The sequence below is a fragment of the Prosthecobacter sp. genome (assembly GCF_044373815.1).
GTDB lineage: Bacteria > Verrucomicrobiota > Verrucomicrobiia > Verrucomicrobiales > Verrucomicrobiaceae > Prosthecobacter.
The window spans coordinates 1-12,850 of the sequence record NZ_JBIPNG010000163.1 but is presented as its reverse complement, the minus strand read 5'-3'; the positions used below and the strand labels follow the sequence as shown (position 1 = coordinate 12,850).

General features: G+C 59.4%; 9 protein-coding genes. 7 read left to right on the top strand and 2 right to left on the bottom strand.

The annotated features are described in order from the left end of the window. Positions 1–294 precede the first annotated feature (294 nt). Both ACIREA_RS14640 and ACIREA_RS14635 read left to right on the top strand, forming a co-directional pair. Positions 295–921: a hypothetical protein gene (locus ACIREA_RS14640; protein WP_397383024.1), complete on the top strand. Its 627-nt coding sequence runs from the start codon at positions 295–297 to the stop codon at positions 919–921. Positions 922–939: 18 nt separating this feature from the next. Continuing rightward, complete coding sequence (locus ACIREA_RS14635; protein ID WP_397383023.1) at positions 940–1,218, top strand: hypothetical protein; 279 nt, start codon at positions 940–942, stop codon at positions 1,216–1,218. A gap of 335 nt (positions 1,219–1,553) precedes the next feature. On the opposite strand, the gene ACIREA_RS14630 is transcribed toward ACIREA_RS14635, so the two are convergent. Then, positions 1,554–2,849 carry a DUF1501 domain-containing protein gene (locus ACIREA_RS14630; protein ID WP_397383022.1) on the bottom strand — a complete coding sequence of 432 codons (1,296 nt, stop codon included), beginning with the start codon at positions 2,847–2,849 and terminating at the stop codon, positions 1,554–1,556. Between the two features lie 713 nt (positions 2,850–3,562). Continuing rightward, entirely contained in the window at positions 3,563–5,221 is a 1,659-nt protein-coding gene (locus tag ACIREA_RS14625; RefSeq protein WP_397383021.1) for a DUF1549 domain-containing protein, read from the bottom strand. Between the two features lie 108 nt (positions 5,222–5,329). Here ACIREA_RS14625 and ACIREA_RS14620 point away from each other — a divergent pair, with 108 nt between their 5' ends. From ACIREA_RS14620 to galE, 5 genes are all read left to right on the top strand, one after another. Then, positions 5,330–6,700, top strand: coding sequence for a DUF4013 domain-containing protein (locus ACIREA_RS14620; protein WP_397383020.1), 1,371 nt, complete (start codon positions 5,330–5,332; stop codon positions 6,698–6,700). 247 nt (positions 6,701–6,947) lie between these two features. After that, on the top strand, positions 6,948–7,715 hold the full coding sequence (locus ACIREA_RS14615; RefSeq protein ID WP_397383019.1) for a sulfite exporter TauE/SafE family protein: 768 nt from the start codon (positions 6,948–6,950) through the stop codon (positions 7,713–7,715). Positions 7,716–8,189: 474 nt separating this feature from the next. After that, positions 8,190–11,090 carry a PVC-type heme-binding CxxCH protein gene (locus ACIREA_RS14610; RefSeq protein WP_397383018.1) on the top strand — a complete coding sequence of 967 codons (2,901 nt, stop codon included), beginning with the start codon at positions 8,190–8,192 and terminating at the stop codon, positions 11,088–11,090. Then, positions 11,087–11,296 (top strand): hypothetical protein, encoded by a 210-nt coding sequence (locus ACIREA_RS14605; RefSeq protein WP_397383017.1) that lies wholly within the window; start codon positions 11,087–11,089, stop codon positions 11,294–11,296. The genes ACIREA_RS14610 and ACIREA_RS14605 overlap by 4 nt, the downstream gene beginning before the upstream one ends. A gap of 76 nt (positions 11,297–11,372) precedes the next feature. Then, complete coding sequence (galE, locus tag ACIREA_RS14600; protein WP_397383016.1) at positions 11,373–12,377, top strand: UDP-glucose 4-epimerase GalE; 1,005 nt, start codon at positions 11,373–11,375, stop codon at positions 12,375–12,377. Positions 12,378–12,850: the final 473 nt, after the last annotated feature.

The window sequence follows — 12,850 nt, the reverse complement described above, 5'->3', positions numbered from 1 at the left end:
AGATTCGTGACGGGCTCTGGAGTCATGTGGCTGATCTGGCGTGCAAGCCGGCACCTGCTTGCGTCGAGATGATTGATGAACTGAGAAAGCGTTGCCCGGGTTTTTCTGTTTCAGACTATCAACGGGCCTTGGCTGATGGTATGTTCGTATCGAGATGAAGGCATACTGGCCTAGACAAGAAGGCAAGAAACCATTTAGCGCAGCAAAGTGTCCTGACTGGCTGGCTGATTCCACCGCCGCCGCGCAGCGGCTGCGCAAGCCACCGTCGTTGCCAAGCTTGAGGTCGTTAAGCGTATGAGTCCACTGTCTCCATTCGAATTTTTGGCTGGAGTGTCGTACTTGATTTTGGCTCCGTTCGCCAACTGGCGCGTGAGCGCCCGCAAGCCACAACCAGCCTGGGCTGGATTTGTTTACTGCATTACAGCCCCAGCGTGCGTCCTTTGGCTCTTTGTGGCGACCGTGCTCTCTATTCCTTACCTCTTCATCGCGGGTCATTTTCTAGCCACCCGCGAGCGCCGTTTATTCCAGCGACTTCAGTCACGGCAGCGCACTATGCCGTGGAGTGACGTCGAGCAGCGTCTCCGAGCTGGCGAAGGCACACTCATCATCGAACAAGCCCAGAAGCAGAGTCTTCGGCTGTGGTGGACACCGGACGACGTTCAATCTCTTTCACCGGTCCCCATTCCGACATTCGACGATCTTGACTTCCTCCTCCTCGATCCTCCGCAGCCTTTCGTAACGTGGTGTTTAGAGCGGTATTTTTTATCGCCCGGTGGCTCTGCTTTTCTCACTCGTCCGGTTGGCCTGAGGTTTCCGCCCGGATTTACTGCGCCAGAGTTTTTTATGACACTTTTTCCGTCAGCTCGCGTCGTTGCAACTGTACTTACCCCACAACTAGAAAAGGACGAAAGCGCCACATAGTGTGCTAAAGGTCAATTCATGAAGCGGTGGCTCACGATCCTCATCACCACATGCATTGTCGGGTTTGGTGTTTCGTTTGGACTTTTCATCATCACCACGATTCACGGCTTGCTCGGTGAAGCCAATGAACCCCTTTTTTGGAAGCTTTCGATCAGTTCGCGCCTTTGCGGTTGGATTGCCGCCGGGTTTTGGGCGATGCGGCGGATTCGCAGACGCACGCTGTCTTTTGGGGACTCTGCCTTTTTCTTCTTCGGTGCAGTTTCCCTCTCCTATTTGGGCTATCTGACCTTTCAATAAGACCTAGAGGCCAACAAAAGTCTCCATCGTTCACGCCTGCCCAGGAAACACTGAGGATTGTCTTTGGTTCGATTCGCGGGATGAAGACCACTTCATGCTTGGTTGGAGGCAATTGTGGCGGGAGAGTTAGGCTGGGTCTTGGGGATCTGCGGAGAACCGCTCAGAGGACTGAGCGGACCACTTTACTGGCGTCTGTGCGATGATCTTTGGCGATTTTTCGCCGATGGGCTGGCCATGATTTAACATGGGGATGTATGAAGGGTATGGGCGTTGCCGTGCGCTGGGGGACGGGCGGGCTGTCGCCACACCCATCGTACGGATGAGGCTACGCCTGATCAGGCGTGGGCTTGGAGTTCTTTGACGGGTTCGCCTTTGCTGAGGGCCATGGGGCGGCCGACGGGGGTCATGACTTCTTTGCTGTAATCAATGCCGAGGAGGTTTTGTACGGTGGCGTGCAGGTCTTCGACGAGAACAGGTTTTTCGGGGGCTTGCTTCTCGCCGTCGGGATCGGTGGCGCCGATGACACGGCCACCGGCGAAGCCGCCGCCGGAGACGAGCATGCTGAAGCCGTGAGGCCAGTGGTCACGGCCACCGACGTTATTGATCTTGGGGGTGCGGCCAAACTCACCGCCGCAGACAACGATGGTGCTTTCGAGGAGGCCGAGCTTTTTCAGATCGCGAATCAAGGAGGCGTAGGCGGCGTCGAGGATTTTCACCTGAGTGGCCTGGCCTTCCAGATTGTTTGCGTGGGTGTCCCAGCCATTGAGAGTGACTTCGACGCAGCGGACACCGGCTTGAATCAGGCGGACGGCGGCGAAGCAGCCGCGACCGAATGGGGTGTCGCCATAGGCGTTGAGTTCTTTGGCCGGGGCATCGCTGACGTTGAAGGCTTTCAACTGCTCGGAGGACATCATGTTCCGTGCCCGCTGCATGGAGATCTGATGCAGTGTTTTGTTTTGATCCATGTCCGGCTCGCGTCCGCGAGCGAAGGCCTGCTCGACCACGGCCAGGCCTTCCATGCGGCGGTCCAGTCGCTTGTCGTCCACGCGTGCTTTGACATCGGGCACGGGAAACTTGGGGTCATACATCTGAAAGGCGTCGAACTTGGCGCCAAAGAAGCCGCCGCGTGCGGGCCACTGGTTGGGCAGAATGGAGACGTGGGTGGGGATCTCGATCTTCGCCTCCGGCAGTTCATGGCAGACGATGGCGCCGATGCTGGGATGAATGAGGGTGGGATCGGGGCGGTAGCCGGTCTTGATGTTGTAAAAGGCGCGCTCGTGGTCCCCTTCCTTGCTGACCATGGAGCGGATGAGTGACACGTCCTGCATGACGCTGGCGGTTTGTTCAAGACCGGCGGCGAAGTTCACACCTTTGATGGCGGTGGGGATGGTTTTCACGCCGCCGCCGATCATGGTTTCGGGGTGGGGGTCGAAGGTATCGAGCTGGCTTGCGGCTCCGCCGAGCCAGAGGAGGATGACGGAGCGGGCGGGTTTGCCTTTGGGGGCGGTTTCGGCTTCGACGGCGAGGAGGTCGGCCAGAGGGGTGAGCCATGAGATGCCAGCGGCTCCGGTGCCGCGGAGGAGGGAGCGGCGGGTGAGATGCGAGGGGCTGTGGCAGGGGGAGGTGTTCATGGCGTGAATCGTGGGCTGTGGGTGCTAAGGCGACCTTTCAGCGCGGCGGGGGGACGTGTAGACGCTGCTGGTAAGCGCGGTGTGTGAAGCGCGCGCTGGGTTTGCTTCCCGGAGGCTGGGAACTAACCCAGGGCGGCCTCGCCCAGGCTCGGCATGCCCTGGGCTGCGATAGGCCGCACCTTTGGTGCTGGGGAACAGTGAGAGGACGATGGAGGGTGCGATGGTTTTGCCAGAGCGTCTCGGAAGACTCATTTCCGTTTGGCAGGCTGTTTCTTGATCGAGGACCATGGGCTTCGACGGCGGCTGGCTGAGGACAGCCAGCCCTACCAGCGCTGGGTCTGCGAATGCCCAGCGCGAGGTAGGGCGCTTGGTCCTCCAAGCGCCGTCGAGCGTCTCCACGCGCCTCTTTTCGGAAATCCGTTTTGAAAAACGCTATAAAGGCATGTGCCGCAGCAATCGAACGCCGGAAACAGCGGCTCCCTTGGAGCGCAGGCTTCAGTCCGCCGCGGGTCGCTCGCCCAGAGGAAGAAGTCATCCACGCAGTGTGTGGCAAGCAGAATGGTGCGGTGGAGGTTGAAATGCTGAAGTGACTCGCGGAGGCATGGGTGCACGCGGAGTGCTGCGGACTGGAAGTCCGCGCTCCGGGACGCTGTGACCTGCGGCGCTCAGTTCCGCGATGGGCGTTCTTGACCGAAGGGCATGTGTTCATGCTATTAATGGTTCCAGGAAAACTCGGTGGCGTTCATGAGGGTCCAGTAGAGGTCGGACATGGCGCTGCTGCGGGAGTTTCTGCTCTTGGAGGTGGCCAGGAGGCTGGTGAAGTGGGTTGATTCGGCCGGGGTCGGACGACGCGTGAAAATGGAGAGGTAGGCGGCCTCCACCGCCGTGGCATTGTCTGGGGACAGCATGCTGATACGGGTGCTGGCATTGATGAAGGGATTGTTGCCGGTGTTGGTGGTGATCATGTTGCCGTTCATGAGCAGGAGGCGCTGAGGAATTGTGCCGCCGGCATCGTCGAAATTGTCCTCGCCGGAGTCGCCGTAGCGCTTCACGAAGTTGGCCACGTCAATGTCGCGCTTGAGGCGGAAGAGGACGTGCGTCTCCGCGTCGATGGTGCTGAGCGAGGCGGCCTGGATGACGCTGCCCGCCATCTGCTCGGGGCGCAGACGTGTCACTGGAAAGGCCGCCCAGGCATTTTCCGCCGCCGTCGTCACGGGATGCGAAGGGTCACTGGACTGACTCGACATCTTAAAGACTTGCGTGCCGACGATCACCCGGATCAGGCGCTGAATGTCATAGCCGTGCGAGATGAAATCATCCGCCAGCAACTCCATGCCAGCAGGAAAAGGCCCGTCGAGAGGGATCTCGTCCACAGGAGCGATCAAGGGACGGTTGAACAGCAGGGCCCACATGCGGTTCACGAGAGCGCGGGCAAAGGCTTTGTTGTCTTTGGCCGTCACCCAGGAAGCCAGCTTGGCGCGCGGGGAGCCTTTGGCTGGCAGGAGCTCGGGCTTCCAGGGCACCACGGGCTGGACTTTTTCCTCTTCTGTTTTGCCCAGGTAGCGGACTTGGTAGTTCTTTTTGGGATCATCGCGCAGGCCGGTTAAGTTGAAGTCCGCCTGACCAAAGAAGGCGGCGAGCTGATGGAAGTCGGTCTGCTTCCAGGTGCTGCCGAGCTTGCCGTCATGGCACTGGACGCAGTCGATGCGCACGCCGAGGAAGGCGCGGCTGACTTTGGCTGCCAGCTTGACCTCGTCGGGGCCTTTTTTGTTTTCGTTGGTGACGGTGACGAAGTTGACTTCGGGGTTGGTGGTCCAGACGCCGTTGGAATCGATCAGAGAGCGGGCGATCTGATCGTAGGGCCGGTTTTGCTGAAGGGCATCGCTCAGCCAGTCCACCAGCCGCCGACGGCGATACATGAGGAAGGGGCCGTTTTCGATCCCCACATAGACGCGGGCGAGGCGCTCGGCCAAATAATCACTGGTGCGGCGGTCTGAGAGCAGATGGGACAGCCACCATTGCGGTGCGTCCGCGCCTTTGAGCGACTCCAGCAAGCGAAGCTCCTGCAAGGAGGGAATGCTGCCGGTCAGCGCGAGGGACAGCCGGCGAACGAGGGTGAGGTCATCCGTTTTTCCCACGGGATTCAGTGCTTGCTGTGCCCAGGCTTTTTGGAAATTTGCGTCCACTGCCTGCGCTGCCCGCTGAATGTCCTCAAGCTGCGTTTTGGGCAACCTTGGGGCGCTTCCCGCGACCGCCAGCGGAGGGGTCAGGAGTTCCGCCACGCCCCAAAATGCCCCCGCCGCTACGGCAGCCAGGATGAGGGCATTGCGCAGCCAGACCAGCCAGCTGGAGGAGGTAGGAGCGGAATTCATGACGGGAGACTGCGTTCGAGCCTGTCTAGTAACACGCAAAGCCAACATTGGTTTCCTGAGGAACTTTGCAACAAACACCGAGCAGACGACTTTCATAGGGCTTCCTGCATGTCTGAACCTCCGCTGTTGCCCACCCTGCTGCCCCCTCCCCTGCCTGTGGAGATGGAGGAAGTCGTGGTGCCGCCGGCGCTGGCTGGCTCAGAGACAAACCGGAGCGGACCGGACCTCCTCAAGGCGGAGCTACAGTACGAACCTGGAGTGGACGAAGATGCGAGAGGTGGCGTGAGTCAGGGGGAGCCGGACCGCCTAAAGGCTGGACTACAATACGCGCGCTCAGTAGAGCCACATCATAGCCCGAGTCCCACTGTACCGGTGGCGGAGAAGCGGGGCTTTTTTCAGAAGGTGGGCTCGGGGCTGGACTGGCTTTTTGGGCTGGGGGCGCTGCTTGTTTTGGTGGCCGCGTGCTCGGTGGTTCCGGTGCTGAATTTTCTGAGTTTGGGCTACTTGCTGAATGTGAGCGGGACGATAGCGCGGACCGGGCGCTTTCGTGATGGGTTCATTGGTGTGAGGAAGGCCGCGGTTCTTGGCAGCCTTGCGGCAGGTGTTTGGATCGTCGTGTGGCCGGCGCGGCTGCTTTCCACGATGTGGAAGGATGCTGAACTGATCGCGCCCGGGAGCGGCATCGCCAAAGGGTGGCATGCGGGGTTGATCGTCGTGATTGTTCTCACGCTCGCGCACATTGTGTGGGCCTGCGTGCGCGGCGGGAAGCTGCGGCATTTTTTGTGGCCGCAGCCGCTGCGCTTCAAACGCTGGCTGAGCACGCCTGAGAAGTTCGGCAATCTCCAAGGCATGATCACCGTCTATATCATCGGGCTGCGCCTGCCGTTTTACTTCTGGCTGGGACTGCGCGGGTTTGTGGGTGCGCTGATTTGGCTGATTGTTCCAGTGGGTATTCTGCTTGGTGCCACGCGTTTGCCGGTGGGCGGTTCGGTACTGCTCTCGCTGCTGGGCGGCGTGCTGCTGCTGGTGGTGGCGATTCATCTGCCGTTTTTGCAGGCGCATTTCGCGCAGACGGACCGGTTCAGCGCCATGTTTGAGCTGCGTGAGGTGCGGCGGTTGTTTCTGCGGGCACCGCTGGCGTTTTGGTTTGCGCTCATCATCACGCTGCTGTTTGCGGTGCCGCTGTATCTGCTCAAAATTGAGCTGACACCGCGTGAGCTGGCGTGGCTGCCGAGTCTGCTGTTTGTGATTTTCATCTTCCCGGCACGAGTGCTGACGGGATGGGCGATGAGCCGGGCGACGAGGCGTGAGCAACCGCGGCATTGGTTTCCAAGATGGATGGCGCGGCTGGGGATTGTGCCGGTGGCGCTGGCGTACACGCTGGTGGTGTATTTCACGCCGTATCTGTCCTGGAACGGGGCGTGGAGTCTGCTGGAGCAGCATGCGTTTCTGGTGCCTGCGCCTTTGATGGCGCTATAGGGAGGGAACAGGGGAGTTGACCGTGGTTTACGGTTGTTGACGATGGTTTACAGTTGTTGGGGAGATGTCGCTGGTCTTGCACGCTTGGTGAGGAGATGAGTGCGCTGGGAACCGCACTCGGAGAGTGCGGACCACTTCGCGTTGTGGCCTCATGGGCCTGGAGGTGTTTGGCGGAGCTTTGGAAAAGTGCCTTGGTGGTGAATCTGGGCTTGTCGGGCAGGTGGCTTGCGCCATTCGTCATGGCCCTATGATCTGGCTTACTGACCACACGCTCCTGCCCGCTGATGTTTGGTCGCTTGTGCTAGCGGCGCTGGGGGCGATGTGCATTGGGATGTCGAAGGCGGGGCTGGCGGGAACGTCGACGCTGAACGTGGTTTTGATGGCGCAGATCTTTGGGGCGAAGCAGTCGGTGGGGGTGATTTTGCCGATGCTGATCGCGGCGGATTTCATGGGGTACATCATCAACCGCAAAGGCGGGAGCTGGCGGCGCATTGTGCCGATGGTGCCGCCGGCGATTGCGGGGGTGGTGGTGGGGTGGTTCCTGCTTGGCCGATTCGACAATTCGATGGCCCGTATCGTGATCGGCTGGATCATCATTGTGCTGCTGGTCTTTAACTGGGTGCTGAACAAGCGGAGGCAGGACTTCCTAGCCCTGACCGAACACAAGGTGTTCACGTGGTCGATGGGGTTTCTGGCCGGTGTGGTAACGATGCTGGCGAATGCAGCGGGGCCGGTGATGACAGTGTATCTTTTGGCGCAGCATCTGGAGAAGAAGGAACACCTGGGTGTGTTCAGCCGGTTCTTCCTGTTTATTAATTTATTCAAAGTGCCGTTCAGTACAGATCTGGGGATCATCAATCCGAAGTCGCTGATGACGAACCTGACCTTGATGCCGTGCGTGGTGCTAGGGGTGCTGCTGGGGTGGTGGATTTTGAAAAGGTTGCCGCAGAAGGTGTTTGAGAATGTTCTGTTCTGGCTCACAGCGTTTGCGGCGGTGTGGTTGATTCGGGGGTGAGGAGATGGGGAGCGGATGGGCAGTGATCGTGGTGCTGGAGATAGCGGCACTCTATGGCTGCTGCGGAGCTCTTTGCAGACGCTGCTGGTAGATGCTGGGTGCGACGGGGTGCTGGGTTTGCTTTCTGGTCGTTTGATTCTAACCCAGGGTCGCCTCGCCAAGGCTCGGCTGACCCTGGGCTGACTCCTCAGCCCCTTCAGGGCTGGTGCGCGGCAGAGCGGAGTGGTGGAAGATGGTGGCAGTCAGACAAGGCGGCTCAGCAAGACGCCACGCTGGAGCCTGAGATGCTGGAGAGTCGTGCGGAGACAGGGGTGCATGCGGAGTGCTGCGGACTAGAAGTCCGCGCTCCGGGACCCATTGGCCTGCGGCGGTCAATTCCGCGATGACGGTTCTTAACGGAGTGGCCCTTCACGCCCTTATTTTATTTTTGGAGTATGTTGTCAGAGTATCAGTTCGCAATACGCTTCGGCTCCCATGAAGCCTGTACTGCTCGCCTTGCTTTTTACTTCGTTTGCGTCTGCTGCTGATTTTCCTGCGCTGTATAACAGTGATCCGGGGAATCCGCAGCCGACACCGGCGAAGGAGGCATTGAAGATGCTGAAGTTGCCGAAGGGGTTTACGGCGACGCTGTTTGCAGCTGAGCCGGATGTGCAGAATCCGATCGGCTTGTCATGGGATGCGCGGGGGCGCATGTGGGTGGCGGAGAACTACACGTATGCGGAGCGGGCGAAGCGGTTTGACCTGGGTCTGAAGGACCGGGTGATCATTCTCGAGGACAAGGACTGGGATGGTGTGGCGGAGACGCGCAAGGTCTTTACCGAAGATGTGCAGATGCTGACGAGTGTGGAAGTGGGCCGTGATGGAGTGTGGCTGATGTGTCCGCCGCAGGTGCTTTTTATTCCTGACCGCAACCATGATGACGTGCCGGATGGTGAGCCTGAAGTGGTGATCGATGGCTTCACCGTGGCGAAGGACAACTACCACAACTTTGCCAATGGACTGCGCTTTGGGCCTGATGGCTGGCTGTATGGCCGCTGCGGGCACTCCTGCCCCGGCAGGCTCGGCATTCCCGGCACGCCGGATGAACAGCGGGTGCCGATGAAGGGCGGGATCTGGCGCTACCACCCTGAGAAGAAAATCGTGGAAGTGCTGACGCATGGAACCACGAACCCTTGGGGGCATGACTGGGATGCGAACGGGGAGATGTTCTTCATCAACACGGTGACGGGCCATCTGTGGCATCTCATGCATGGCGCGCACCTCATGGACTCCAGCAAGGAGAATCCATTTGTGTATGAGAAGCTGGATACCATCGCGGATCACTATCACTACGACCGCAGCGGGAGCTGGATGGCGTCCCGTGATGGGAAGGCGAACAGCCTGGGTGGGGGACATGCGCACATTGGGATGATGATTTATCAGGCGGAGCAGTGGCCGAAGGAATATCGCGGCAAGCTTTTCACGCTGAACATGCATGGGCGGCGTGCGAATGTGGAGCGACTGGAGCGCAATGGCAGCGGCTATGTGGGCAAGCATGAACCGGATGTGTTTCTGAGCGATGATCCGTGGTTTCGTGGCATCGAGATCAGCGCGGGGCCGGATGGCAGCGGCTTCATTCTGGACTGGAGCGATACGGGCGAATGTCATGACTCGACCGGTGTGCACCGCACGAGCGGGAGGATTTTCCGAGTCAGCTATGGTGAGGCAAAGAAGCCGGAGGTGCCGTTTGCGTGGCGCAAGGCGTGGCCGAAGGCGGATCTGAATGCGGCTGACGAGCACGCGCGTGCTTTGGCAATCCGCGAACTCACGCAGTTTTCGCCGATCGATGCGATCACTGGACCGCTGTCGCATGCGGTTTATCCCGTGCTGGCGTTTGATGCGGTCAAGCTGGCGAAGGAGGACAAGTCGGCTTTTGTGCGCCTGGCACTGGCCTCGACGCTGCAGCGCCTGCCGGTGGCCAAGCGCGCGGCGCTGGGTGCGGCGCTGCTGGCGCATGCGGAGGACGCGAATGATCCGTTTCTGCCTTACCTGGTGTGGTACGGCATCAGTCCGCTGGCGAAGGAAGATCCGCAGGCACTCGTGGCGCTGGCGAAAGACTGCACGTGGCCGAAGACGCTGCGCTGGATGGCACGGAGTCTGGCCACACAGCCGGAGGCTTTGAATGCGCTGCTGGCGCAAGCGAAGGCTGGGCAGGTGGAAGATATTCTGGGTGGAATGGCGGATGCATTTAAGGGCATCCGGAAGGCGGCGAAGCCTGAGGCTTGGGATGGGTTTGTAAAGCTGGCGGCAGGCGCACCAGAACCGGCTAAAGCCGGGACTACAAAACACACTGCTGATCCAGAACGGGCTAAAGCCCGAACTACGTACCCGGAGCCGGCTAAAGCCGGGACTACAATACAAGCGACAGCCGAGACGACGAAACAGATGGTTCAGGAATTGAGCATTTTATTTGGAGATGGGCGGGCGCTGGATGATGTGAGGAAGATGGCGCTGGACGAGAAGGCGGATCTTTCAGCGCGTGAGTCGGCGCTGAAGACGCTGATTGAAAACAAGCCGGATGATCTGCGTGCCATCTGCACGCAGTTGCTGGAGGTGCGTGGGCTCAACGTGATCGCGGTGCGCGGGCTGGCGCTGTTTGATGATCCTGAGATCGGGCAGAAGCTGGCTGGCAGCTATCGCAAATTTGGACCGGCCGAACGCCCTACTGTGATCGACACGCTGGTGTCGCGGCCGAGCTTTGCCAAGGCGCTGCTGAAAGACATGGCGGCGGGGAAGATCCCGCGCGCTGATTTGACGGCCTTCCATGCCCGCCAGATCAATGCATTCAAAGATGAAGCGCTCTCCAAGCAACTGGTGGAGGTGTGGGGAGAACTGCGTGAGTCTGCGGCTGATAAAAAGGAGCTGATCGAAAAGGTGAAGAAGCAGCTGACGCCGGCAACACTGGCGAAAGCGAATCTCAGCCAAGGGCGCATGCTTTTCACGGCCATCTGTGGTGCCTGCCACAGCATGTATGGGCAGGGCGGGAAGATCGGGCCGGATTTGACGGGCTCAGGCCGTGCGAACCTGGACTACCTGCTGGAAAACATTGCCGATCCCAGCGGGGTGGTGAGTGCGGACTTCCGCATGAGCCTGCTGACGCACAAGGATGGACGCGTGCTGAGCGGGGTGGTCACGGAATCGAACGCACGCACGCTGACACTGCGCACGATGACGGAAACTCTGACACTGGACCGTGCGGACATCGTGAAACAGGAGACCTCTCCGCTCTCGATGATGCCCGAGGGTTTGCTGCTGGCCTTTCAGCCGGAGCAGGTGCGGGATCTGATTGCCTACCTGATGCATCCAGTGCAGGTTCCACTGCCTAAAGCGCCATGAGCACGCCAACTTCCAGTCGCAAATTCCAATTTGGCCCTGGCTGGCTGCTGTTGCTGGGCATGATTGCGCTCCTGCTTTTCAACAAGAACAGCCGTGACGTCTTGAAGACGCTGAAGGAGCGGGTGAATGGGGAGACGCAGCGGATGCGCACGGAAGTGGATGGATTGAAGGCGGCTTTGGAAAAGCAGCGGCAGGAGGAAAAGTAGACCCCGGCCATTGGCTCAGGCTATTTTAAGACAATCTTTGTTTGGCAGCAGGCTCTACGGCTGCTGTATTTGCGCAATGTCACAAGGAACTCTTCTCATTACCGGCGGCGCAGGATACATCGGCTCACACACCGTTCGTCATTTGCTCGAACAAAACGAACGTGTCGTGGTGCTGGACAACCTTGTCTTCGGGCATCGTGAGGCGCTGCCCATGGACCGGGTGGCCTTTGTGGAAGGCGACATGGCCGATGCTGCGCTGATGGAAAAGCTCTTCAGCGAACACAAGCCGGAAGCGGTGCTGCATTTCGCGGCCTTTGCGTATGTCGGGGAGTCTGTGACGGATCCACTCAAGTATTACCGGAACAATCTCGCCGCTCCGCTGAAGCTGCTGGAAACGATGCAGCGTCATGGCTGCAAGCGCTTCATCTTTTCCTCCACCTGCGCAACCTATGGCGACCCGGTGCGCATCCCCATTGATGAATCCCATCCGCAGGCGCCGGTGAACCCCTACGGTGCCAGCAAATGGATGCTGGAGCGTGTGCTGCGTGACTGCGGCCATGCCTGGGGGCTGAAGTCTGTGTTTCTGCGCTACTTCAACGCAAGCGGCTGCCACCCGAGCGGTGAAATCGGTGAGGACCACAATCCGGAGACACACCTGATCCCGCGCATCCTGATGGCTGCCACCGGGGAGATCGAGAACATCACCGTGTTTGGCACGGACTACGCCACGCCGGATGGCACGTGCGTCCGCGACTACATCCACGTGTGTGATCTGGCTTCGGCGCATGCGCTGGCATTGAATTATCTGCGCAAGGGCGGTGACACTATCGCGGTGAATCTCGGCACGGGCCGGGGGTTCAGCGTCAAAGAAATCATCTCCACAGCGGAAGCGGTGACGGGAAAGAAAATTCCGGTCACTTATGGACCACGCCGCGCGGGTGACCCCTCAGAGCTAATCGCAGAGCCTAAACTGGCTAAAGAAATCCTTCAGTGGGAAGCCGTGCATAAGGACCCCCGGGAGCATATTGAGTCTGCTTGGAGATGGATGAGTGGGGAGCGGCATGGGCGGTATTCCGTTTGATTTTCAAGGAGTAACGACGCCTGCCGAGCAAGCTGTTGCAAGACTCAGGCTGCTGCCAGAAGTGGGCGCAGAACCTAACGCGCCTAAATAAACCATTTAACTAGGGCGGATCGAATAGATCTGAGGGAGTGTATTGACTCATACTTGCGATAAGCGCATGGAGAATGTCAGGTGCGATATGTAGTTTGAACGGTCTTCACTTAAGACTGTCGCACTATAGATTGACTTGATTTCACACTTTAAATGAGAGCTTTTATTCCGTCGTTAATTTGCGTTGTTGCGTGTCTTGGCAACACTCTACTCCATGCTGTTGAGCTGGTCGGTCAACCGCAGACGAGAACCACGGCAAACACCGCCACGATTCAATGGCGCACGGATGTGGAATGCGGCACGCGACTGCAGTTTGGCCTGAATCCCGCAGCGCTGGACCGCAAGGCTGAAGGTGCGGTGACGCGTGATCACACCCTGCAGCT